The 24,211-nt window shown below is 66.9% G+C and carries 20 protein-coding genes; 16 read left to right on the top strand and 4 right to left on the bottom strand.

All coding sequences use genetic code 11. The features are described 5' to 3' along the window. Positions 1-82: 82 nt before the first annotated feature. Positions 83-2,710, bottom strand: a complete 2,628-nt coding sequence (gene valS, locus AC5RT8_RS03920) for a valine--tRNA ligase (protein WP_494094375.1) — start codon at positions 2,708-2,710, stop codon at positions 83-85. 76 nt (positions 2,711-2,786) lie between these two features. Here valS and AC5RT8_RS03915 point away from each other — a divergent pair, with 76 nt between their 5' ends. After that, positions 2,787-3,170, top strand: coding sequence for a DUF488 domain-containing protein (locus AC5RT8_RS03915; RefSeq protein WP_494094374.1), 384 nt, complete (start codon positions 2,787-2,789; stop codon positions 3,168-3,170). An 11-nt stretch (positions 3,171-3,181) separates the two neighbouring features. Here the strand turns inward: AC5RT8_RS03915 and AC5RT8_RS03910 are convergent, their stop codons facing one another. Further along, positions 3,182-3,475, bottom strand: coding sequence for a hypothetical protein (locus AC5RT8_RS03910; RefSeq protein ID WP_494094373.1), 294 nt, complete (start codon positions 3,473-3,475; stop codon positions 3,182-3,184). 317 nt (positions 3,476-3,792) lie between these two features. Here AC5RT8_RS03910 and AC5RT8_RS03905 point away from each other — a divergent pair, with 317 nt between their 5' ends. From AC5RT8_RS03905 to ndk, 6 genes are all read left to right on the top strand, one after another. Then, positions 3,793-4,671 carry a hypothetical protein gene (locus AC5RT8_RS03905; RefSeq protein WP_494094372.1) on the top strand — a complete coding sequence of 293 codons (879 nt, stop codon included), beginning with the start codon at positions 3,793-3,795 and terminating at the stop codon, positions 4,669-4,671. A 130-nt stretch (positions 4,672-4,801) separates the two neighbouring features. Beyond that, entirely contained in the window at positions 4,802-5,560 is a 759-nt protein-coding gene (locus AC5RT8_RS03900; RefSeq protein WP_494094371.1) for an SDR family oxidoreductase, read from the top strand. Between the two features lie 395 nt (positions 5,561-5,955). Next, positions 5,956-9,258, top strand: coding sequence for an isoleucine--tRNA ligase (gene ileS / locus AC5RT8_RS03895; RefSeq protein ID WP_494094370.1), 3,303 nt, complete (start codon positions 5,956-5,958; stop codon positions 9,256-9,258). Next, positions 9,255-10,634 carry a bifunctional folylpolyglutamate synthase/dihydrofolate synthase gene (locus AC5RT8_RS03890; protein WP_494094369.1) on the top strand — a complete coding sequence of 460 codons (1,380 nt, stop codon included), beginning with the start codon at positions 9,255-9,257 and terminating at the stop codon, positions 10,632-10,634. Before ileS ends, AC5RT8_RS03890 begins: the two co-directional genes overlap by 4 nt. An 11-nt stretch (positions 10,635-10,645) precedes the next feature. Continuing rightward, a complete protein-coding gene (locus AC5RT8_RS03885; RefSeq protein ID WP_494094368.1) occupies positions 10,646-11,122 on the top strand; it encodes a DUF4233 domain-containing protein in 477 nt (158 codons plus the stop codon). A 42-nt stretch (positions 11,123-11,164) separates the two neighbouring features. Continuing rightward, entirely contained in the window at positions 11,165-11,581 is a 417-nt protein-coding gene (ndk, locus tag AC5RT8_RS03880; protein ID WP_494094367.1) for a nucleoside-diphosphate kinase, read from the top strand. Positions 11,582-11,657: 76 nt separating this feature from the next. On the opposite strand, the gene AC5RT8_RS03875 is transcribed toward ndk, so the two are convergent. Continuing rightward, a complete protein-coding gene (locus AC5RT8_RS03875) occupies positions 11,658-12,758 on the bottom strand; it encodes an SDR family oxidoreductase (protein WP_494094366.1) in 1,101 nt (366 codons plus the stop codon). A 125-nt stretch (positions 12,759-12,883) separates the two neighbouring features. Between AC5RT8_RS03875 and AC5RT8_RS03870 the strand changes: the two genes are divergently transcribed. Then, on the top strand, positions 12,884-13,522 hold the full coding sequence (locus tag AC5RT8_RS03870) for a CG0192-related protein (RefSeq protein WP_494094365.1): 639 nt from the start codon (positions 12,884-12,886) through the stop codon (positions 13,520-13,522). A gap of 12 nt (positions 13,523-13,534) precedes the next feature. Here the strand turns inward: AC5RT8_RS03870 and AC5RT8_RS03865 are convergent, their stop codons facing one another. Beyond that, positions 13,535-14,194 (bottom strand): vitamin K epoxide reductase family protein, encoded by a 660-nt coding sequence (locus tag AC5RT8_RS03865; RefSeq protein WP_494094364.1) that lies wholly within the window; start codon positions 14,192-14,194, stop codon positions 13,535-13,537. 438 nt (positions 14,195-14,632) lie between these two features. On the opposite strand from AC5RT8_RS03865, the gene AC5RT8_RS03860 reads away from it, so the two are divergent. The 8 genes from AC5RT8_RS03860 to nadD all read left to right on the top strand — a co-directional run bounded on the left by AC5RT8_RS03860 (position 14,633) and on the right by nadD (position 24,207). Then, positions 14,633-17,887 carry an Rne/Rng family ribonuclease gene (locus tag AC5RT8_RS03860; RefSeq protein ID WP_494094363.1) on the top strand — a complete coding sequence of 1,085 codons (3,255 nt, stop codon included), beginning with the start codon at positions 14,633-14,635 and terminating at the stop codon, positions 17,885-17,887. Between the two features lie 349 nt (positions 17,888-18,236). After that, positions 18,237-18,548: a 50S ribosomal protein L21 gene (rplU, locus tag AC5RT8_RS03855; RefSeq protein ID WP_146361875.1), complete on the top strand. Its 312-nt coding sequence runs from the start codon at positions 18,237-18,239 to the stop codon at positions 18,546-18,548. Between the two features lie 84 nt (positions 18,549-18,632). After that, complete coding sequence (gene rpmA, locus AC5RT8_RS03850) at positions 18,633-18,896, top strand: 50S ribosomal protein L27 (RefSeq protein ID WP_104053918.1); 264 nt, start codon at positions 18,633-18,635, stop codon at positions 18,894-18,896. A 107-nt stretch (positions 18,897-19,003) separates the two neighbouring features. Next, positions 19,004-20,581 carry a GTPase ObgE gene (gene obgE, locus AC5RT8_RS03845; protein ID WP_494094362.1) on the top strand — a complete coding sequence of 526 codons (1,578 nt, stop codon included), beginning with the start codon at positions 19,004-19,006 and terminating at the stop codon, positions 20,579-20,581. A 55-nt stretch (positions 20,582-20,636) separates the two neighbouring features. Next, positions 20,637-21,845, top strand: coding sequence for a glutamate 5-kinase (gene proB / locus AC5RT8_RS03840; RefSeq protein WP_494094361.1), 1,209 nt, complete (start codon positions 20,637-20,639; stop codon positions 21,843-21,845). Beyond that, entirely contained in the window at positions 21,842-23,152 is a 1,311-nt protein-coding gene (locus AC5RT8_RS03835; RefSeq protein WP_494094360.1) for a glutamate-5-semialdehyde dehydrogenase, read from the top strand. The genes proB and AC5RT8_RS03835 overlap by 4 nt, the downstream gene beginning before the upstream one ends. 120 nt (positions 23,153-23,272) lie before the next feature. Continuing rightward, the gene (locus tag AC5RT8_RS03830; protein WP_494094359.1) at positions 23,273-23,506 is read left to right on the top strand and encodes a hypothetical protein; all 234 of its coding nucleotides are present in this window, start codon (positions 23,273-23,275) and stop codon (positions 23,504-23,506) included. A gap of 35 nt (positions 23,507-23,541) precedes the next feature. Next, a complete protein-coding gene (gene nadD, locus AC5RT8_RS03825) occupies positions 23,542-24,207 on the top strand; it encodes a nicotinate-nucleotide adenylyltransferase (protein WP_494094358.1) in 666 nt (221 codons plus the stop codon). Positions 24,208-24,211: the final 4 nt, after the last annotated feature.

Below are 24,211 nucleotides of genomic sequence, written 5' to 3'. Positions count from 1 at the left end.
TTCCCGCCGCTCAGCGCGGCGCAGGGAAAGCAGGCAAAAAGGGCCCGTCCGGATGATCCGGACGGGCCCTTTTTGCTGCCTGCTATTCGGCCGGCGGTGCCAGCTCGACGTCGGAGACGGTCAGCTCACCCTCGCCGACTGCCAGCGTGAGTTCACGGACGTTCCCGGCGGCCTGCAGATCGGCCTGTCCGGCACGGATCCTGGCGACGGAACCCTCGGGGGCAGTGACCGTGGCCTTGAGGACCTCGGTGCGCTGCTTGACCTTGGCTTCGGACTTCGCCTTGCGGATGCCGCCCAGTGCGGCCGCAACTGTGCCAAGGATGCCGGTGTCGGCATCGGCGACGGCTGCAGAAAGCCCGTCCACGTTCGGCCACGGAGCCCGGTGCACGGACCCTGCCCGCCACCAGCCCCAGACCTCTTCGGTGGCGAAGGGCAGGAACGGCGCGAACAGCCGCAGCAGTGCATCCAGCGTGGTGGCCAGCGTCGCCAGCACGGAGGCCTGCTCCGCGTCGCCGGCAGCACCGTAGGCACGGTCCTTGATCAGCTCCACGTAGTCATCGGTGAAGGACCAGAAGAAGGACTCGGTCAGCTGCAGGGCCTTGGCATAGTCGTAACGCTCGAAGGCACTCGTGGCGGCGTTGACGACGTCGGTAAGCTGCGCCAGCAGTGACAGGTCCAGCGCATTGGTGATCACCGAGGCGTCATCCAGGACCACGTTCTTCTCCGTGGCGCCCAGGTTCAGGACGAACTTGGAGGCGTTGAGCAGCTTGATGGCCAGCCGGCGGCCGATCTTCATCTGCGCAATTTCGTAGGCCGTGTCGGCACCGAGCTTGGCCGAGGCAGCCCAGTACCTCACGGCGTCGGACCCGTATTCGTTGAGCACATCGGTGGGGACCACCACGTTGCCCTTGGACTTGGACATCTTCTTCCGGTCCGGATCCAGGATCCAGCCGGAGATCGCGGCGTGCTTCCACGGAGCGGCAGCGTTCAGGGCATCGGCACGCACCACGGAGGAGAACAGCCAGGTCCGGATGATGTCGTGGCCCTGCGGGCGCAGGTCGAACGGGAACACCTTGGCGAAGAGGTCCTCGTCCACGCTCCAGCCGCCCACGATCTGCGGAGTGAGCGAGGAAGTGGCCCAGGTGTCGAGCACGTCGGCGTCGCCGATGAAGCCGCCCGGTGTGTTGCGCTGGGCTTCTTCGTAGCCCGGAGCCGGCTCTGCGGCGGGGTCCACCGGCAGGGACTCCGGTGCAGGCAGCACGGGGTGGTCGTAGTCGGGGTTGCCGGCTGCATCCAGCGGGTACCAGACGGGAACGGGGACGCCGAAGAAACGCTGGCGGGAAACCAGCCAGTCGCCGTTCAGGCCCTCGATCCAGTTTTCGTAGCGGGAGCGCATGAAGGCCGGGTGGAAGTCGATTTCCTTGCCCCGTGCAATCAGCCGTTCGCGGCGTTCCTCATCGCGGCCGCCGTTGCGGATGTACCACTGGCGGCTGGTCACCACTTCCAGGGGCTTGTCGCCCTTTTCGAAGAAGTTGACCGGGTGGGTGATCTTCTTCGGCTCGCCGTCGAGGTCGCCGCTTTCGCGCAGCATTTCGACAACGGTTTCCTTGGCACTGAAGACGGTCTTCGTGGCCAGGGCGGCGTAGTTTTCCTTTGCCTGCTCGGTGGCGATCCACTCCGGGGTGTCGGCCAGGATGCGGCCGTCGCGGCCGATAACGGCGCGGGTGGGCAGGTTCAGCTCACGCCACCAGGTGACGTCGGTGAGGTCGCCGAAGGTACAGATCATGGCAATGCCGGAACCCTTGTCCGGCTTGGCGAGCGGATGTGCCTTGACTTCCACCTCGACGTCGAACAGCGGGGACTTCACGGTGGTGCCGAAGAGGCGCTGGTAGCGCTCGTCGTCGGGGTGTGCCACCAGCGCTACGCAGGCCGGCAGCAGTTCCGGGCGGGTGGTTTCGATGAAAATCTTCTCGCCGTCGGGGGCATGGAAGCTCACGCGGTGGTAGGCGCCGGGCTGTTCCCGGTCCTCGAGTTCGGCCTGGGCCACGGCGGTGCGGAAGGTGACGTCCCAGAGGGTCGGTGCTTCGGCCATGTAGGCGTCGCCGGCCCGCAGGTTGTCCAGGAAGGCGCGCTGGCTGACGGCGCGGGAGTGATCATCGATGGTCCGGTAGGTGCGCTTCCAGTCCACGGACAGGCCGAGGGTGGAGAAGAGGTCCTCGAAGACCTTTTCGTCCTCGACGGCCAGTTCCTCGCACAGTTCAATGAAGTTGCGGCGGGAGACGACGTCGAAATCGCGCTGGTTCTTGGCGGCCTTGGCCGGCGGGCGGTAGTCCGGGTCGTAGGGCTTGGTGGGATCGCACCGCACGCCGTAGTAGTTCTGGACGCGGCGCTCGGTGGGCAGGCCGTTGTCGTCCCAGCCCATCGGGTAGAAGACGTTCTTGCCGGTCATCCGCTTATAGCGGGCCATCACGTCGGTCTGCGTGTAGGAGAACATGTGCCCCACGTGCAGGGAGCCGGACGCCGTGGGCGGGGGAGTGTCGATGGAGTAGACCTCGTCCCGGACCGTGTCCGGGTCAAACGCGTACGTTCCCTCCTCGCGCCAGCGGGCACTCAGCTTGGACTCGAGCCCCTCAAGGGCGGGCTTGTCGGGGACGGAAACGGTCTGGGGTTCGTTGTCGGGCGTGTCTGTGCCCGGGATGTGTTCAGCCATGGTTTCCATTCTTCCATGCAGGGCTATGGTCTGAGGCACTGTCCGGCCGGGGCTTGCCGGCAGTAGCATCCCAGGTATGGCTGCCGACCGGGAAACCTCCGCCTGGAACGTGCGGGTCCGGCGAATCTACGCACCGCCCGACGGCGGCTTCCGTGTGCTGGTGGACCGGCTGTGGCCGCGCGGTGTGTCCCGGGGAAGGGCCGACCTGGATGAATGGCTCCGGGATCTCGCGCCCAGCACCGGCCTGCGCAAGTGGTTCGGACACCGGCCGGAGCGCTGGGAGGAGTTTGTGCACCGGTACCGGGGCGAGCTCGCGGAGAATCTGCTGGTGGCGGACTTCACCCGCGAATGCCGCTCACGTCCGGACACCGTCCTGCTGTACGGGGCCCGGAATGAAAAGGAAAACGAGGCGGTGGTCCTGAGGGAGTATCTGCTGACGGTGCCGGGCCCGGGGGTGTAGTTTCCGGCCGGCTATGCCCTGTCCTGTGCCTTGCCGAAGTAGTGAGCCAGGAAAAAACTCATGGCAATAGCCCCGGTGGCCAGTGAGATCCGTTCACGGGGACCCTGAGGAGACCGGCCCAACAGGGCGATGCCGCCGGCTGCGTTCAGGCCGCTCCACAGGGCATTCGCCTTGGGACCGGACAGCCCGACGCCGGGCGGGTTGGCAAAGGGGGTCGGAAACCGTCTTCCCTGCAGGGCACTGACCCCGTGCGGGACGGCGTTGGCGAGGAGTATCCCTGCGAAAAATCTACTGATGAGAGGCATGGCTGGGTCCTGTTCGTGGCAGCGGACGGCGGTCGGGCAGCTGGTGGGGGAAGCTGGCGTACCGAGAGCCTACAGCTTTGCCCCACCCGTGCGGTCCGGTCCGGGGTCCGTTGCGGGCACAGCGTCCCACCGGGTGGTGCTTGTGGTGCCTGTGGGGCCTCGGGAGGTGCCGGCAGCCCCACATCGTGGGACGCCGTGCGGGCAGGCTGCGGCCGCTATCCCTCCCCAGCGGCTCGAGCCGCACAGGGTGCCCTGCCGGATTCCACGACGTGGTGCTGAAGAACCCAAACCGGCCGGAGACGCGTCACTGTGAGGGAATGCAGCAACTGGAGGCATTCCTGCTCACGCGGCATGGAGTAGCCAGCTATGGGACGCTGACCGTCAACGGGTTCCCGCGGCGGATGATCGACGAGGCTCTGCGCACCGGCATCGTCCGGCGCGTGGGCCGCGGAACGTTTGCGCTGCCCCAGGCAGACGCCCGGTTGGTCCATGCCGCACGGAGCCAGACATCGCTGACATGCATCTCTGCGGCGGACATTCTTGGCTGGTGGGTGCTGTCCCCACACGAAACCGTCCATGTCCGTTTCGACGCAGGCCGGACAATACCCGGAACGGTCGTCCACCGGGGACAACGGTCGGCACACCGGCTGATAGCGCCGCCCCGGCAGATCCTCCGGGACGCCTTCCGCTGCCTTCCCCGGCTGGATGCACTGGTGATGGCGGAATCCGCAGTCGTCACCGGCGCCGTGGGACTGCCGGGCCTGCAGCAGGAATTCTCCGGGCAGCAGGATTGGCAGGTCCGGGCCCTGCTGCGCACCGTCCGGCGCACCACGGCATCACCACTGGAGGTCTGCGCGCGGTTCCACCTCCTGTCCGCGGGTGTGCGCGTGGAGACGGAAGTTGCACTGCCGGGTATCGGACGAGTGGATCTGGTTGTTGACGGCTGGCTGATCATCGAGATCGACGGATTCGCGTTCCACAGCAGCAGAGAGCACTACCGCGTGGACCGGCGACGCTGGAACGCGTCGGCTGCAGGCGGATGGATCACGTTGCGGATCACCGCGGAAATGATCCTGCGCCGGCCGGAGGAATTCGTGGAACTGGTGAAAAAGACACGGGATACGTGGAGCCGTCGGGTGCGACGGCGGCAGCAGCAGCAGGAAAGCAGCGGCCGTAGTGTGCAGGGGCAGGTGTAGTGCAGCCACAGCAGGCGCAGGGTGGCAGCCGCTGCAAGGGCAGACGTAACCGCCACCGCCGTCGTAACAATGCCCGGCGACCCGGCGCCGAAGAAACAGGTCTGCGGCAAACGCTGGCTAAAGTAACCCCATGACTGAGAACACACCGAAGCGGGCCGTAGTTACCGGAGCAAGTTCAGGAATCGGAGCCGCAGCCGTACGGGCGCTTCGGGCGACAGGGTGGGACGTCGTCGCGGTGGCCCGCCGTGCGGAGAGGCTGCAGGCGCTCGCCGAGGAGACGGGGGCCGTGGCCATGGCCGCCGATATCACCGACGACGCCGGCGTGGCGGCGCTCGCCGAAGCCGTATTGGCGGGCGGGGGAGTGGATGCCCTGGTCAACAATGCAGGGGGCGCTTTCGGCATGGACTCCGTGGCCGAAGGCAGCATCGACGACTGGCAGCGCATGTACGACGTCAACGTCCTTGGCGCCCTGCGGATGACCCGGGCGTTCCTGCCCGCCCTGCGGGCCAGCGGCCGCGGCTCCGTGCTGCTGCTGACCTCGACGGCGTCCTTCACTGCCTACGAGGGCGGTGCCGGCTACAGCGCGGCAAAGTCCGGTGAGGAGATGCTGGCCCGGACCCTGCGGCTGGAGGAAGCCGAACACAATGTCCGTGTCATTGAGATTGCCCCGGGCATGGTCAAGACGGAGGAATTCTCCTTGAACCGGATGGGGAACAAGGAAGCTGCGGACAAAGTGTATGCCGGGGTCGAAAAACCCCTGACGGCCGAAGACGTTGCCGATGTCGTGGCGTTCGCGCTGAACGTGCCGCACCATGTGAACCTGGACCAGGTGGTCCTTCGGCCGGTGGCGCAGGCGGCCCAGCACAAGGTCATACGCACCGGGCAGTAACCGTCCGGCAGCGCCCAGGCCGCAACCGTCCGGCAGCACCGGGCCGTAAGCCGGCAGCGCCGGGCAGTAAACCGGCCGGCGCCGCAGGGAGCCCGCGGGGACTGCTTCGACAAGCCCGCGGGCGTGGCCTAAACTTGAGCGAGCAGCACTGACCCGGCCATCACCGGTGAGCTTCCGGAAGAACAGTTACCTCTTTAGTAGGGGCAACCCAGTAGAACCGGACGGGTAAGCCCGTCACAGCAGTCAATGAGCGGCAGCCGCACGCGCCTCCAGCACCAGCAGGAGGACGGGCGGCGGCAAGCGAGGTGGTACCGCGGTGACCGCCGGCCTTCCGGGGCCGGTAGAGGCCGCCCTCGCATCCTGTTCCACAGCCAGATTCACTTGCCGCTATCAGGATGACGAATATGCCCTCTGTATACCCCAAAGCCAGCACCGGCGACGCAGCTTCTGCTGCCGTTCCCTCCTCTCCCCGGTTTCCGGAACTCGAAGAACGCGTTCTGAAGTACTGGGACAAAGACGGCACTTTCCAGGCCTCCATTGACGCCCGGCGGGCCGGAAACGACGGCGACAACGAATTCGTCTTCTACGACGGCCCGCCCTTCGCCAACGGCCTGCCGCACTACGGCCACCTGTTGACCGGCTACGTCAAGGACCTGGTGGCCCGCTACCAGACCCAGCGCGGGCGCCGCGTCGAACGCCGCTTCGGCTGGGACACCCACGGCCTGCCCGCCGAGCTCGAGGCCATGAAGCAGCTCGGCATGAGCGACAAGGTCCAGATCGAGAAGATGGGCATCGACAAGTTCAACGATGCCTGCCGTGCCTCGGTCATGAAGTACGCCGGGGACTGGCAGGACTATGTCACCCGCCAGGCCCGCTGGGTGGACTTCGAGAACGACTACAAGACGCTCAACGTCGAATACATGGAATCCGTCATCTGGGCCTTCAAGACCCTGCATGAGAAGGGCCTGACCTACAGCGGTTTCCGGGTGCTCCCGTACTGCTGGAAGGACGAGACCCCGCTGTCCAACCACGAGCTGCGCATGGACGACGACGTCTACAAGATGCGCCAGGATCAGACGGTCACGGTCACGTTCCCCATCACCGCCGGCGACAACGCGCTCTCCGCCGAGCTCGAGGGCGTCAAGGCCATCGCCTGGACCACCACGCCGTGGACCCTGCCCACCAACATGGCCCTCGCCGTCGGGCCCGACGTCCGGTACGCCGTCGTGCCCGCCGGAGAGAAGGGCACGCAGGCAGGGGAGGGTCGGTTCCTCCTCGCCGAGGACCTGGTCGGCTCCTACGCCAAGGACCTGGGGTACGACGACGCCGAGGCGGCCCGCGCGGCCGTCACCGCTGTGCACCTGGGCAAGGACCTGGCCGGACTGTGCTATGAACCGCTCTGGAACTACTACGCCGACACGGAAAAGTGGGGCACCGCCAACGCCTGGCAGATCGTCACCGCCGACTACGTCACCACCACCGACGGCACCGGCATTGTCCACCAGGCCCCGGCCTACGGTGAAGACGACCAGAAGGTCTGCGAAGAGTACGGCATCCCGGTGATCCTCTCCGTGGACGAGGGCGGCAAGTTCCTGCCCATGTTCGGTACCGGGGAACTGGCCGACATTGCCGGCCTGCAGGTCTTCGACGCCAACAAGCCCATCACCCGCGTCCTCAAGGCCGACGGCCGGCTCCTGCGCCAGGCCAGCTACGAGCACAGCTACCCGCACTGCTGGCGCTGCCGGAACCCGCTGATCTATAAGGCGGTCTCCTCCTGGTTCGTGGAGGTCACCAAGATCAAGGACCGCATGGTCGAGCTGAACCAGCAGATCAACTGGATCCCGGAGAACGTCAAGGACGGCCAGTTCGGCAAGTGGCTGGAAAACGCCCGCGACTGGTCCATCAGCCGCAACCGGTACTGGGGCAGCCCCATCCCGGTCTGGGTCTCCGATGATCCCAACTACCCGCGCACCGACGTGTACGGTTCGCTGGCCGAAATGGAAGCCGATTTCGGCCGGCTGCCGCTGAACAAGGAAGGCCAGCCGGACCTGCACCGCCCGTTCATCGACGAGCTGACCCGGCCCAACCCGGATGACCCCACCGGGCAGTCCACCATGCGCCGCGTCGAAGACGTCCTGGACGTGTGGTTCGACTCCGGCTCCATGCCGTACGCCCAGGTGCACTACCCGCACGAAAACGCCGACTGGTTTGAGAACCACAACCCCGGCGACTTCATCGTGGAGTACATCGGCCAGACCCGCGGCTGGTTCTACACCCTGCACGTGCTGGCCACGGCGCTGTTCGACCGGCCCGCCTTCCGCAACGTCATCAGCCACGGCATCGTGCTGGGCTCGGACGGGCAGAAGATGTCCAAGTCGCTGCGGAACTACCCGGACGTCTCCGAGGTGCTGGACCGCGACGGTTCCGACGCAATGCGCTGGTTCCTGATGGCCTCGCCCATCCTGCGTGGCGGCAACCTGATCGTCACAGAACAGGGCATCCGCGACGGCGTCCGCCAGGCCATCCTGCCCCTGTGGAACGTCTGGCACTTCTTCAGCCTGTACACCAACGCCGCGAACAACGGCAACGGCTACGAAGCCAAGGCCTGCTATGACTCCACCGAGCCGCTGGACCGCTACCTGCTCGCCGCCACCGGCGACCTGGTCCGGGACATGGGCACGGCGCTGGACAGCTACGACGTCTCCGTGGCGTGCGAGATCCTGCGCGGCTACACGGACACCTTGACCAACTGGTACATCCGCCGCAGCCGTACGCGCTTCTTCGAAGAAGACACCCAGGCCTTCGACGTGCTCTACACGGCGCTGGAGACCGTCTGCCGGGTGGCGGCCCCGCTGCTGCCGCTGATCGCCGAGGAAATCTGGCGCGGCCTGACCGGCGGGCGCTCCGTGCACCTGACCGACTGGCCGGACGCGGACCTCTTCCCGAGCGACCCCGCCCTGGTGGAACGCATGGAAGCCACCCGCCGGATTGCCTCCGTCGGGTCCTCCCTGCGCAAGGGAGCAAACCTGCGGGTCCGCCTGCCGCTGTCCGGGATGACCGTCGTCGCCCCGGAAGCCCAGTCCCTGGCAGGCCAGTTTGCGGCGATCATCGCGGACGAGCTGAACCTGAAGAACGTCCGCCTGGTGGACGCGGCCGACGCCGATCCGGCCGAGTTCGGCATCAGCCAGAAGCTCGTGGTCAATGCCCGTGCGGCCGGCCCGCGCCTGGGCAAGAACGTCCAGACGGCCATCAAGGCCGCCAAGTCCGGCGACTGGTCCGTGGACGACGCCGGCAACGTCACCGCCGGCGGCCTCGCCCTGGAACCGCAGGAATACACGCTGGAGACCGTCGTCGAATCGGACGAAGGGGAATCCGCCAAGGCGGTCGCCGTGCTGCCCGGCGGCGGCTTCCTGGTCCTCAACACCGAGGTCACGCCCGAGCTGGCCGCCGAGGGCACCGCCCGCGACGCCATCCGTGCCGTTCAGCAGGCCCGCCGCGATGCGGACCTGCACATCAGCGACCGCATCCGCACCCGCATCAGCACCGGCGGGGAAGAAGCGGCCGCGCTCCAGGCCAACGCCGGCCTGGTGAAGAGTGAAACGCTCACCGATGACCTGGTCATCACCGGGGACCTGGCCACCGACGGCGCCGACACGGACGCCGAGAAATACATCGTTACAGTGGAGAAGATTTCATGAGTTCAGCAGACCGCCCGTCCGGTTCCATCGACGGGTTCTCCGTGGAGAGCGTTTATGCCGAACTGCTCAGCCGCGCCCCGGAAAACAAAATGGAGCCGCGCATGGCTCCGCTGTTCCGTGCGATGGAGGTGCTGGGGGAGCCGAACAAGGCCTACCCGATCATCCACATCACCGGCACCAACGGCAAAACCTCGACAGCCCGCATGATCGAAGCCGGCCTGCGCGCCTACGGGCTGCGCACCGGACGCTACACCAGCCCGCACCTGAGCAGCGTCACCGAGCGGATCAGCATTGACGGCGAGGCCGTCAGCGACGAAACGTTTGTCCGGATCTGGGATGAAATCCACCCCTACCTGGACATCGTCGACGCCGAGCTGGAGGCCGAGGGGGAACCCCGGCTGACGTACTTCGAGGCGGTGACCATCCTGGCGTTCGCGGTCTTCGCGGACGAGCCCGTGGATGTGGCCGTCATCGAGGTGGGACTCGGCGGCATCACCGATGCCACCAACGTCGGGGACGGCACCGTTTCGGTGATTACCCCCATCTCGCTGGACCACACCGAGCTGCTCGGGGACGACGTCGCCGATATCGCCCGGGAAAAGGCCGGCATTATCAAGGAGGACGGCTTCCTCATCAGTGCCGCGCAGCCCATGGAAGCGGCGCAGGTACTGCTGGAGAAGGCACACGAAGCCGGTGTCCCGTTCCGGTTCGAGGGCGTCGAGTTCGGCGTCGAGTCCCGCGTCATGGCGGTGGGCGGGCAGATGGTCACCGTCAACGGCCTCGCCGGCCGCTACGAGGACCTCCAGGTTCCGCTGCACGGCGCCCACCAGGCCGAAAATGCGGCAGTTGCCGTGGCGGCGCTGGAAGCCTTCATCGGCGGCGGCAGCAAGGAGCTCGACGTCGAACTGCTGCGGGAAGGATTCCTGAACGTCACCTCTCCGGGACGCCTCGAAGTGGTGCGGACCGCGCCCACCATCGTGGTCGACGCCGCGCACAACCCCGCCGGCGCAAAGGCGTCCGCCGAGGCACTGCGCGAGGCGTTCAACTTCACCACCCTCGTCCTGGTGGTCGGCATCCTGGCGGAAAAGGACGCCGTCGGCATCCTGAGCGAACTCCGCGAACAGCTGGGGGACCTGGTCAGCGGCGTGATCCTGACGCAGTCCAGCTCGCCGCGTGCGATCCCCGCCGAGGAACTCGTCCAGGACGCTGTGGACGCCGGGTTCGCCGACGAGGACATCCAGGTCGAGGCAGGCCTGGACAATGCCCTGGAACAGGCCGTGGCCAAGGCTGAGGAGAACAATGACCTCTCCGGCGGCGTGCTCGTCGTCGGCTCCATCACCGTGGTCGCTGAAGCGCGCACCCTTCTCGGAAAGTAGGCTTCGCAGCTATGGCTAGACTCACCAAGGCACAGCGCGAGTGGCGCCCGGGCATGCCCAAGAAGCGCCGCTCCGTCAAGGTAATGTTCGCTTCCACGGTGCTGGTGCTGGAAGCGTTCGTGGTGCTGTTCGGGACGCTGGCCGTCTTCGGGCTGCACCGCGACACCGTCTCCCCGCCGCTGCTGCTGGGCGGCGGCGTGCTGCTCTCCGCGGCGATGATCGGAACGTGTGCGCTGCTCTCGAAACCGGCGGGTCCGCTGATCGGCTGGATCCTGCAGCTGGTGCTCATCGCCAGCGGCTTCCTGGACTACACGCTGTTCATTGTCGGCGGGCTCTTTGCCCTGACCTGGTGGTACGGCCTGCGGGCCGGGATGCGGCTGGACCGGGAAAACCGCGAACGGGACCGGATGCAGGCGGAATGGGAAAAGGCGCATCCCGAAGAAGGGAATGCTGCCGCCGGCCCCGGCTCCGCCTCCGGCACCGACTAGGCTTAGACCCGATATCCAATCGTTCTTCCAAGGAGATACACCGTGAGCACCGAGCGCACACTTGTCCTGATCAAGCCCGACGGCGTCGAGCGGCGGCTCACCGGCGCCATCCTGGCCCGGATCGAAGCCAAGGGTTACACCGTGGCGGAACTGAAGAAGACCGTGGCCACCCGCGCCATCCTCGAAGAGCACTATGCCGAGCACCAGGGCAAGCCGTTCTACGAACCGCTGGTGGAGTTCATGCTCAGCGGCCCGGTTGTCGCCGTGGTCCTTGAGGGACAGCGCGTCATTGAGGGCTTCCGCTCCCTGGCCGGCACCACCGACCCGACGTCGGCGGCCCCCGGCACCATCCGCGGCGACTTCGGCCGCGACTGGGGCTCCGCGGTGCAGCAGAACCTGGTCCACGGCTCCGATTCGCCCGAATCGGCAGCCCGGGAAATCGGTATCTGGTTCAGCTAGTACGCGGGATTACCGTACGGATCACCAAAGGGCCGGCACCGATAACGGTGCCGGCCCTTTGCTGCTCCTGACAAAGCTAGGGGATGAGGTTTCCGGCGCGGAGGCGTCCGAAGAGCGCCTTGAACGCGTCCTCCGTACGGCGGTAGCCGGTGAAGCCCGCCAGCCTGCTCTTGCTCATATCGGTGAGGACCTCCACCTTCCGGCCCAGGTCGGCATCGGTGTGCCACCACGAGGCCAGGCGTCCGAGATCCGGTTCGGCCAGGCCGTAACGGTCGGCGACCTTGGCCCAGGCGTCCTCCATGCCCGCCATCTGCTGTTCCAGCGGACGCGGTTCGGACTCGAAACCGACGGGCTCCACCCCGAACTCCGCGGCCAGCCGCGGCCAGAGCGAACGCCAGCGGAAGACATCGCCGTTGACCACGTTGAACGCCTCGTTGGCGGTGTTCCCGTCCGTGGCCGCCCAGAGCATATGCTCGGCCAGCAGACCTGCGTCGGTCATGTCGGTGACCGAGTTCCACTGCGTTTCGGAACCGGGGAAGACGAACGGCATCCCCAGCTCGCGGCACAGCGTCGCCTGTACCGCCAGGGTCTGGCCCATGTTCATGGCGTTGCCGACGGCGAACCCGATCACCGTGTGGGCCCGGTGGACCGACCAGGCGAAGCCCTGCCGCTGCGCGGCCTCCATCAGCTCGTCTTCCTGCGCATAGTAGAAGTTCTCCACCGGCAGCCGCGGCTCGTCTTCGGAGAACGGGGTATCCGGCATGGGGCCCGCGCCGTAGGCCTCGAACGGTCCCATGTAGTGCTTGAGCCCGGTCATCAGGGCCACATGCTCCAGGGGTGCATCCGCCAGTGCCTCGAGCAGGTGGCGCACCATGGCGGAGTTGACGGCTATGTTCTGCACCTCCGTTTCCTGCCGCGACCAGGACGTAAAGAACACGTGCGTGGGACGGGCACCCTCCAGCGCCCGGGCCAGGGACTCGGGGGAGCCGAGGTCCGCTGCAACCGGAACGACGCCGGGACGCGCCGGGTCCGGCGCGCCGGCCTTCCGCGACAGGGCCAGGACTGTCCAGCCCTCGTTCGACAGCAGGTCCACCAGGGCCGCTCCGGCAATTCCGGTAGCCCCGGCAACGAGTGCGGTGCGCGGAGTTTCGGGACGGGCGGGCGTGGTTCTGAGCATGGTTCTCCTGATGGGTCGAGATGTGGAGCTGCGGGCAAATGTCATCCCGCCTTCTCCTGCGGCAACGGGGAACCTGCGGGGGAAATTCCTCACGGGTTCCGGAGAAAGTCGCCTAGGCTGTGCCCATGGCACTTATCTACGACGCCGAGCTGCGTCCGGGCAAAATGGAATTGATCTCCGGCTGGTTGCCGGGCACCTGGTGGTTTCCCTCAACGGAACCGGTAACGGTCCGGAAGGTGGCGTCCTTCCGCTTCGATGATCCGGAGGGCGCCGTGGGCATCGAAACCCACATCGTGGAGGCCGGATCGGCAGTGGTACAGGTGCCCCTGACCTACCGGGGCGCTCCGCTGGACGGTGCGGAGGAATTCCTGATCAACGAGATGGAGCATTCGGTCCTCGGGCGGCGCTGGGTCTACGACGCGGTCGGCGACCCGGTCTATGCCCGGGCATTGGAAGCCGCCCTCCTTTCCCGGCAGCCGCAGGCGGCCCAGTATCTTGAGAACGACGGCGCCCGCGAGCTGCTGCCGGAAACCATGCAGGTCAGCAGCACGGGGATGCCCGACGGCGCCGAGCTGGTCGATGCACCGGCCTCCGATCCGGAGGGATGGGCAACCTCCGTCCTGACCGAGGGCGGCTGGGAGTTCTCCGTCGTGCGGCTGCTGGATTTGGACGGCCGCACCGCACCGGACCCCGCGCTGACCGCCACCTGGGAGGGCCAGGACATCCCGGTGGTACTCGCCTGGGGGCTTCCGCTGGATTCCTAAGCGCCTGCCCTGCTAGCCGCCGATGAAGGAATTCATAAAGCGGAAGAAGATGGACGCGGCCGTCGCCACCCAGAGCAGGACGACAATCGGCCACGCCCAGTCCGTGAGGAAACGGACCAGCCCGGCCGGCGCCGGTATGGCGCCGGCCGCCAGGTTGCGGATGGTCGTGAAGACGAACAGCGGAATCATGGCAGCCCAGACCACAATGCAGTAAATGCACAGCACGTAGATGTCGAACAGTGCCTGGCTCCACAGCCAGACGACGAACACCATGCCCAGGGTCACGCCGATCTGCAGCCCGATCCAGTACCAGCGGGCGAACCGCGCCCCGGCCAGCAGCCCCATTGCCGTGGTGATGACCACGCTGAAGGCAACGATGCCGATCAGTGGATTGGGAAAGCCGAAAATAGCCGCCTGCCAGGTCTGGAAGACGGTGCCGCAGGAAACCCAAGGACTGATGTCGCAGCTGGTGATGTAGTTTGCGTCCGCAAACAGGCGGAGACGTTCAATCACCAGGATTCCGGAGGCAACCCACCCGATCACCGCCGTGGCCAGCAGTGTCCAGACAAAGGAGCGGCGTTCGGGACGAAGGGCCGCAGCTGCCGGATCCCGGGGACTGGCGGTTTCGCCCGGGGCGGCGCCGGAGGATGGACGTGCTGCACTGGAGGGCACGGAAGCTCCTTACGGAGTAGATGGTGGAAGTAACTATCTGCGTCGAGTCTATGCGCAGGGACGGGCCAAAAAGGCGGCCGTATGCGATAATGAAGCTTGGCTGATGGCGGAACCACATTCCGTCACCGGTCCAGCGACAGGCTTCCGGTTCTGCCGGTGACGCTTCCCGTGCAGTTTGCCCATCAATCCGGATGGGAACCAGGGAATCCGCCGGCCAGACCTGCCCATAGCCGTAACGAAAATTATCCGTTCCGCGGGGGCAGCAGGAAAAGCGCCGCTGGTCTTCGAGTGATACCGCGCCCCACAGCTGGCACGACCTCGAATGACATCCAGACGACTTCCGGCTGGCGGGCAGGCTGCGATGCCACCGTACAGCCGATACATTGCCTTGGGGCATTGGAATGTGGCCAGTGCCGCAGGGCCGGAGCATAGGCCTACATGACGAATCAGAATAATGGAACCAATGAACTGCCTGTAGAAAACGGTACGGCAGACAACCTCCCTGTGCAGCCGGATGAGCAGCCCGCCCCGGTGAAGAAGGCAACCCGCAGCCGCCGCAAGTCCGTTCCGGTTTCTTCCCCCGAGGAGCAGCCGGCCGAGGACACCGAGGCAGAGGTAACGACGGCAGCCGAAACGGCTGCCCCGGCAGCCGCCGTCGAGAAGCCCAAGCGGACCCGCGCACCGCGCAAGAAGGCGGCACCGGCAGCCGACGCATCGACCACTGACGCATCGGCCGCCCCGGAGGCCGCGGCCGGTTCCGCCGCCGCGGATTCGGTCCCCGCCGACGGAACTGCTGCCGGCGACGCCGCGTCCGAAACTCCGGCTAAGACGGTCCGGCGGCGCCGCAGCCCCGCCAAGAAGGCTGCCGTCGAAGACAGCGCTGCCGATGAAGTGACGCTGGCTGCCGGTCCCGAGTCCACCAACACTGCCGAGCCCGCCGTTGAAGCGCCGGCAGCCAAGACCCGCACCCGCCGCCGTGCCAGCACACCGACGGGTCCGGCGCGCTCGGCGGAGTCGGCGGGGCCCGCGGAACCCGCCGAAACCCCTGCCGAGCCGGTGCTGCCCGACGCGGCCGAAGGTCCGGCAAAGACCGAAGCCGCCGGGCCTGCCTCGGCGCTGGATCCCTTCTCCGTGCCGGAATCACCCACCTCGGTGCTCTTCCACGCCCCGGACCTTACGGCTGTCCGTTCCGTACCGGCGGCCAAGCCCGCCGACGCCGAAGAAACTGATGAGCAGGACGGCAGTGATGACTCCGGCCGTTCGCGCCGCCGTTCCCGCCGTGGCCGCAGCCGCGCGGGATCGGAGCAGGCAGGCGGACAGGAAGCCGGTGCCGAGGACTCATCGGCCGGTCCCGAGGACAGTGAGTCCGACGGCGTGACGTCCCGCCGCCGTCGTCGCCGCCGCCGCGGAGACGCGGACCTGGAGCTGACCGGGGGAGCGGACGACGACCCGCCCAACACGGTCACCCGTGTGCGCGCCCCGCGTGCGCACGCCGACGCCCCGGCGTCGGACCGCGTTACCAGTGTCAAGGGCTCCACCCGGCTCGAGGCCAAGAAGCAGCGCCGCCGCGAATCCCGCGAGTCGGGCCGCCGGCGCCACGTGATCACCGAGGCTGAGTTCCTGGCCCGCCGGGAATCAGTGGACCGGCAGATGATTGTCCGACAGCGCGGCGAGCGGATCCAGATCGGTGTGCTGGAGGACGGCATCCTCGCCGAGCACTTTGTCTCCAACACCCAGCAGGACTCGCTCATCGGCAATGTCTACGTCGGCAAGGTCCAGAACGTGCTGCCCAGCATGGAGGCGGCCTTCGTGGACATCGGCCGCGGACGCAACGCCGTGCTGTACGCCGGAGAGGTCAACTGGGATGCCGCCGGCCTGGACGGCCAGCCGCGCCGCATTGAGCTCGCGCTCAAGTCCGGCGACTCGGTCCTGGTGCAGGTCACCAAGGATCCGGTGGGTCACAAGGGTGCACGCCTGACCAGCCAGATCTCCCTTCCCGGCCGCTACCTCGTGTACGTTCCGGGCGGCTCGATGACCGGCATTTCACGTAAGCTGCCCGACGTCGAGCGCAACCGGCTCAAGAAGATCCTCAAGGACCACCTGCCGGAAAATGCCGGCGTCATTGTGCGCACTGCCGCTGAAGGTGCCAGCGAGGAAGAGTTGATGAATGACATCAACCGCCTCCGGGCACAGTGGGAGACCATTGAGGCCAGGTCCACGTCCACGAAGACACTGCCGCCGGAGCTCCTGTACGGCGAACCGGACCTGACCATCAAGGTGGTCCGCGATGTCTTCAATGAGGACTTCTCCAAGCTCGTGGTTTCCGGAGAGGAAGCCTGGGACACCATCGAGGCCTACGTCACCTATGTGGCACCGGACCTCGTGGGACGGCTGGAGAAGTGGACCAAGGAAGAGGACATCTTCTCCGCCCACCGCATCGACGAGCAGATCGCCAAGGCCCTGGACCGCAAGGTGTTCCTGCCCTCGGGCGGTTCCCTCGTGATTGACCGCACCGAGGCCATGACCGTGGTGGACGTGAACACTGGCAAGTTCACCGGCAGCGGCGGCAACCTGGAAGAAACCGTCACCAAGAACAACCTCGAAGCTGCCGAAGAAGTGGTCCGCCAGCTGCGGCTGCGTGACATCGGCGGCATCATTGTCATCGACTTCATCGACATGGTCCTTGAAGCCAACCGTGACTTGGTGCTGCGCCGCCTCGTGGAATGCCTGGGCCGGGACCGGACCAAGCACCAGGTGGCCGAGGTTACCTCGCTCGGCCTGGTCCAGATGACCCGCAAGCGGATGGGAACCGGGCTGCTGGAAGTCTTCGGCGAGACCTGTGAACACTGTGACGGACGCGGCGTGGTGACCCAGGACGTACCCGTGGAGCACCGCCGCAGCACCGGCCACATGCCGTCCGGCAACGGCCACGCAGTTGCCGACGACAACCACCAGCAGCACATCAAGCAGGAAAAGCAGTCCCGCGGGGACCGGAAGCGCAACCGCAGCCGCGGCCAGAACGGCAATGCCCAGCAGGCGGAGGAACAGCCCCAGGCGGAGGAGCCGGTGCAGGAAGATGCCGAGCGTCAGGCCAAGGCCGAAGCCGCCCGCGCCGCCCTCGCCAGCATTGCGGCAGCCACCGCTGCTGCGCACGACGTCGTGGACGCTGCCGCCAACGGCAACGGCAACGGCGGCTCCGCGGCACCGGCGAAGTCCGACGACGGGGCCGACACGGAACCCGGCGCAGTGCTGAATATCCAGGGTGAAACTGTGGTGGTTCCCCGCCGCCAGCGGCGCCGTCCGGTCAAGGAGGAACCCGCTCTGACCCTGGAAAGCCTTACCGAGGCCTTTAACGAGGTCGCTTCGGCGGTGTCACGGCCGGTGGAACCGGGACGGGAGCAGGAACAGGCGGACACCCCGAAGGCCGATGCCCCCAAGGCCGACGCGCCGAAGGTGGACGCTCCGGCCGTGGCTCCGGAAGTGCCCGCCCGCCCGGTTCGCCGCCGCAGGGCGGCCAGCAGCCCGCAGGGCGGCGCCGAGGTCCTGGCGCCGGCAGCGGGGGAAGCAGCTGCTTCCGCTCCGGCACCGCATAAGGCCGCGGCTGCAGGCACGCCGCCGGTGGCCCGGGAGGAGAAGGCCGGCGCAGCGGCTCCGGTCATTCTGGGCGTAGGCGTACCTGCCTCCGAGCTGTAGCCTTCCTGCCGTACCGCCTGCGGGCGGCCTGTCCCTCAGGGGGCCGGCCGCCCGCAGGCGTTTAACCCTGCGGCATGCCTGCCCGGCGGGCCGATGCCCGGATCACCGGCATCATGGGATAAAGTAGAGATTGAGCAGTGGCACCGGTTCGGTGGCGCCTTGGTCCGCCTGCATGTGCGCAGTCCGCATTTGCGGGTTATGGGGCCATTAGCGTAGCCTTGAACTTCGGTGCGAACGCCTTCCAACCGATTATCGGCTTAGGCGGAACTGCATGGCGCAAGGCAGGACCAATCTGGTCCAGGCTAAACGCGCATCCAAGTATTAAACGTCGAGAGAAGTGAGTTCCCAAGTGGTGTACGCGATTGTCCGCGCTGGCGGCCGCCAAGAAAAGGTTTCCGTCGGAGACCTCGTAACCCTGGACCGCGTCCCCGGTGGAGCCGGTAGCACCTTTGAGCTGCCTGCCCTGCTTTTGGTTGATGGCGACAAGGTCACCTCTGCTGCACAGGACCTGGCCAAGGTTACCGTGACTGCAGAAATCGTCGAGAACTTCCGGGGTCCGAAGATTGTCATCCAGAAGTTCAAGAACAAGACCGGCTACAAGAAGCGTCAGGGCTACCGCTCCTCGCTGACCAAGGTCAAGGTTACGTCCATCAACTCCTGATTCTCCTGCCGGCCCCAGGGCCGGGACCGCGGGTGTGATCCCGCCTGAGGGTTTCAATATCAGTTAGCAAAGGCAGGCAAAGAAATGGCACATAAGAAAGGTGCGAGTTCCACTCGCAACGGTCGCGACTCCAACGCCCAGTACCTCGGCGTAAAGCGTTTCGGCGGCCAGGTTGTCAAGGCAGGCGAAATCATCGTTCGCCAGCGCGGCACCCACTTCCACCCGGGTGAGGGCGTCGGCCGCGGAGGCGACGACACCCTGTTCGCCCTGGAAGCAGGCGCAGTTGAATTCGGCAGCCGTCGTGGCCGCCGCGTCGTGAACATCGTGGCTGCTGCAGCCGCCGAGTAATCACCGGCATTTAGCTTTTCCGACGGGGCGGGCCTTGATGGCCCGCCCCGTCGTTTTTTAAGCCAAGTAGAATTGGCATGATCAAGAAGTTCCTCTGAAGGAGAACCATGGCCAGCTTTGTAGACCGCGTAGTGCTGCATGTTTCGGGCGGTACAGGCGGCCATGGTTGCGTGTCCGTCAAGCGTGAAAAGTTCAAGCCCCTCGGCGGGCCCGACGGCGGCAACGGCGGCGATGGCGGCGACGTCATCCTGCGCGTCGATTCGCAGACCACCACGCTGCTCGACTACCACCACGCCCCGCACCGCCACGCCACCAACGGCGGCAACGGCATGGGCGATTGGCGCGCCGGCAAGACCGGCGAGACGCTGATCCTCCCGGTGCCGGACGGCACCGTCGTGAAGACCAAGGACGGTGAGGTCCTTGCGGACCTGGTGGGCGAGGGCACCGAGTACGTCGCCGCTGCAGGCGGCCAGGGCGGCCTGGGCAACTCCTCGCTGTCTTCCCAGAAGCGCAAGGCCCCCGGCTTCGCGCTGCTGGGTATCCCGGGCGAAGAGGCGGACATTGTCCTGGAACTCAAGTCCATCGCCGATATTGCGCTGGTCGGCTTCCCGTCCGCCGGCAAATCATCCCTGATCGCGGCCATGTCCGCCGCCCGGCCCAAGATTGCCGACTACCCCTTCACCACCCTGATCCCGAACCTGGGCGTAGTGCAGTCCGGTGACGTCCGCTTCACCGTGGCAGATGTGCCCGGCCTGATCGAAGGTGCTTCCGAGGGCAAGGGCCTGGGCCACAACTTCCTGCGCCACGTCGAACGCTGCGCCGCGCTGGTCCACGTGCTGGACTGTGCCGCCCTGGAGACGGACCGCGATCCGATCGGCGACCTCGAGATCATCGAACGCGAACTCGAGAAGTACGAAGTGGACATGAGCTACGCCGGCACCGACGGCGACGTCGTGCCGCTGAACCGCCGTCCGCGGCTGGTCGCGCTGAACAAGGTGGATGTGCCCGACGGGCGCGACATGGCCGAATTTGTCCGGCCCGAACTGGAGAAGCGCGGTTACCGCGTCTTCGAAGTGTCCGCCTCCAGCCACGAAGGCCTGCGGGAGCTGGGCTTCGCGATGGCTGCCATCGTCAAGGAAGCCCGCGACGCCGTGGAGCAGGCCCCGCCGCGGATCCAGCCGCCGGTCCTGAAGCCGCGTGCCGTCAACGTCAAGGGCGGCTTCATCATCCGCCGCGAGGAACGCAACCTCGAACCCCTCTTCCGCGTCCTGGGCGAAAAGCCGGTGCGCTGGGTCCAGCAGACCGACTTCACCAACGATGAGGCGGTGGGCTACCTGGCCGACCGCCTGGCGAAGCTCGGCGTCGAGGACAAGCTGTTCAAGGAAGGCGCGAAGCCCGGCGACGCCGTGGTGATCGGCGAGGGCGACGGCGTCGTCTTCGACTGGGAGCCCACCATGGTCGGCGGCGCCGAGCTGCTTGCCGCCTCGCCGCGCGGCAGCGACATCCGCGTCGAGGAGTTCTCCCGGCCCACCCGCGAGGAGAAGCGCGAGGACCACCAGAAGCGCCGGGACGCCCGTGCCGCTGCACGCGAGGAGCTCGAAGCCGAGCGCCGTGCAGGAATCTGGACCGAGTCGGTGAACTACAAGCACTCCACGCGTCCGGCGGAGGACCATGAAGCCGAGTAACTTCTGCTTCACAGTCCGACGGCGGTGCAGCACCTGCGCATAGGCTGGGCTGACCATGAGTGAACAAACCGTTTCCGCTGCCCCTGCCCGCAGGGCACTGACCTCACGTTCCGGGCTGGCCCGTGCCCGCCGGGTAGTGGTCAAGGTGGGCTCCTCGTCCCTGACCTCGGTGGCGGGCGGCATCTCCGACTCGGCCCTGCGGTCACTGGCGGACGTGCTGGCCGCCCGCCATGCGCAGGGCACCGAGATCATCCTGGTCTCCTCCGGTGCCATCAGCGCCGGGCTGGCGCCGCTGGGCCTGGCAAAGCGTCCCACCCAGCTTTCCTCCCAGCAGGCGGCTGCCAGCGTGGGGCAGAGCCTGCTGATGGCCCGCTACACCTCGGCCTTCGGCGTCCACGGAGTCACGGTCAGCCAGGTGCTGCTCACCGTGGAGGACCTGATGCGCCGCGCCCACCACGCCAACGCGCACCGGGCGATGGAGCGGCTGCTGAACTTCGGCGTCCTGCCGATCGTGAACGAGAACGACACCGTCGCCAGCCACGAAATCCGGTTCGGGGACAATGACCGCCTGGCCGCCCTGGTGGCGCACCTGGTGAAGGCCGACGCCCTGATCCTGCTCTCCGACGTCGACGCCCTCTATGACGGTCCGCCGTCCGAAGGTGCCCGCCGCATCCCCGAAGTCACCGGTCCCAAGGACCTGGAGGACGTGCGGATCGGCAGGGTGGGCAGGGCCGGCGTGGGTACGGGCGGAATGGCGACCAAGGTCGAAGCGGCCACCATTGCCGCTGAGTCCGGCATCCCCGCCCTGGTGACCTCTACGCCGAACGCGGCGGCCGCACTGGCCGGAGAGGACGTGGGGACCTGGTTCACCACCCGCGGCCGGCGCCGGTCCATCCGGCTGCTGTGGCTCGCCCACCTCGCCCGGATCCAGGGCACGCTGGTGCTCGACGACGGCGCGGCAAAGGCAGTGGGGGACCGGCACCGGTCCCTGCTGCCGGCGGGAATCACCGCCGTGAAGGGGCAGTTCGAGCCCGGCGATGCCGTTGCCCTGGCCGATACCGCAGGCCGGGTCATTGCCCATGGCCTGAGCAACTACGGATCAGACGAGCTGCCCGCCATGCTCGGGCGCTCCACCCGCGAACTGTCCCGGGATCTCGGGCGCGGCTACGAACGTGCCGTGGTGCACGTGAACGACCTCGTTCTCCTGCACCCCAATGAGGCACCCGCCCCGGAGGACGGCACCGGACCTACACTGGGAGCATGACTTCCGTGAACACGACTGAGGCCGAACGCGAATCCGGCGCACCCGCCGCCGATGTGGAAGCACAGGTCCATGCCCTGGCGGACCGGTCGCGCACCGCTGCCCGGCGCCTGGCCCGGGCCAACCGCGCGTGGAAAGACCGCGCCCTGCGGGAAATCGCACAGAACGTCACCGCACAGCAGTCCGCTATCCTCGCGGCCAACGCCCGGGATGTGGCGGCCGGCCGGGACAACGGGACCTCACCGGCCATGCTGGACCGGCTGTCGCTGACCTCCGCGCGTATCACCGCACTGGCGGCAGCGCTGGAGAACCTTGCCGGGCTGCCCGATCCGGTGGGATCGGTAGCCCGCGGCCAGACGCTGCCCAACGGCCTGCGGCTGCGCCAGGTGCATGTTCCCATGGGCGTGGTGGCGGCGATCTACGAAGCCCGGCCCAACGTCACGCTCGATATTGCCGGCCTGGCCTTGAAAAGCGGCAACGCCGTGCTCCTGCGCGGAGGCAGCGCAGCCGCGGCCACCAACGAGGTACTGGTGGACATCATCCGCGACTCCCTAGACGCCGTCGGCCTTCCCGCCGATGCCGTGCAGAGCGTGGACCGGTACGGGCGCGAAGGCGCCAATGTCCTCATGCGGGCACGCGGCCGGGTGGATGTGCTGATTCCCCGCGGCGGACGTTCCCTGATCCAGTCGGTGGTCGCCAATGCCACCGTCCCGGTCATCGAAACCGGGGAGGGCAACGTGCACATCTTCCTCGACCGGAGTGCGCCGGTGGAGATGGCCGTCGACATCCTCCTCAATGCGAAGACACAGCGGCCCAGCGTCTGCAATACCGTCGAAACCCTGCTCATCCACGAGGGTGCTGCGGCGGCTCCGGACGTCCTGGCGGCCCTCGCCGCTGCCGGGGTCCGCCTGCATGCCGACGCCCGTGCCATGGATCTGCTGCCCGCCGGCGTGAGCGCCGAACCCGCCGACGAGGGGGACTGGGCACGGGAATACATGGACCTGGACCTGGCTGTGGCGGTCGTGGACACACTTGACGACGCACTCGGGCACATTAGGCGCTGGACCACCGGACACACGGAGGCGATCATCACCAACGACCTCGCCAATGCCGAGCGGTTCATTGCCGAGATCGATTCGGCAGCGGTGATCGTCAACGCGTCCACCAGGTTCACGGACGGGGGAGAGCTCGGACTGGGCGCCGAGGTGGGCATCTCCACGCAGAAAATGCATGCCCGCGGTCCCATGGGGCTGAAGGAACTGACCACCACCAAATGGATCATTCAGGGCGACGGCCAGATCCGCGGCTGATTCCGCCGGGTACGCCCGCGGCGCCTCCGGCTGCGATGTGTACTCCGTTACGCGTACCATTGACTAAGAACCCGTTCCGCCGGCTGCCCGGCGGAACCTATCAATCTCTAGGGGAGATACATGCTGATCCAGCTTACGGGCGCGGTCCTTACTGCTGCCGAAGAACACCACGTCGAACTGCCGGCGTCTCCGTACGTCTACGGCGGGGTGATCTTCGCGGTGCTGCTGTTGCTGATGCTGGTGACGGTGTCCTTCAGCAACGTGGGCAACCGCCACACGGCCGAGCCGGAGCACGTTGACCCCCAGCGCCAGTTCCCGGATAAGCATGACCACGGCCAGGCCATCCGAGACTGACCTGACACGTGAATCCGGCGGAGGCGTTCCTGGCCATGGCTGAACCGCAGCGGACAGACAGCAACGGAAAGCGCAGATTCCGGCTCGGAGTCATGGGTGGAACGTTCGACCCCATTCATCACGGCCACCTCGTGGCGGCGAGCGAGGTGGCGTCCACGTTCGATCTGGACGAAGTGGTTTTCGTCCCCACCGGCGATCCATGGCACAAGCCGGCAGCGCAGCAGGTGAGCCCGGCCGAACACCGGTACCTCATGACGGTCATCGCCACCGCGTCGAACCCCCGCTTCACGGTGAGCCGTGTGGACATTGACCGCCCCGGTCCCACCTACACCATCGACACCCTGCGGGATTTGAAGGCGGCGCGCCCCGATGCGGAGCTGTACTTCATCACCGGTGCCGACGCCATGGCACAGATCCTGTCCTGGAAGGACATTCAGGAACTGTGGTCCTTGGCCCACTTCGTGGGAGTGACGCGGCCGGGCCACGTGCTGGAAAACGTAGGCCGTGATGATGTCTCCCTGATGGAGGTGCCGGCCATGGCGATTTCCTCCACCGATTGCAGGCGCCGGGTGGCCGGCGGCAAACCCGTGTGGTACCTCGTACCGGACGGAGTGGTGCAGTACATCGCGAAGCATCGTTTGTATGCCGCCGGACGGCAGTCCGAGAGCTCCGCGGAAACCGAAACAGAACCAGTAGCGTAAAGAT

This window comes from Arthrobacter sp. Ms25 (genome assembly GCF_059090365.1).
This window is presented reverse-complemented; position numbering and strand designations above follow the sequence as displayed.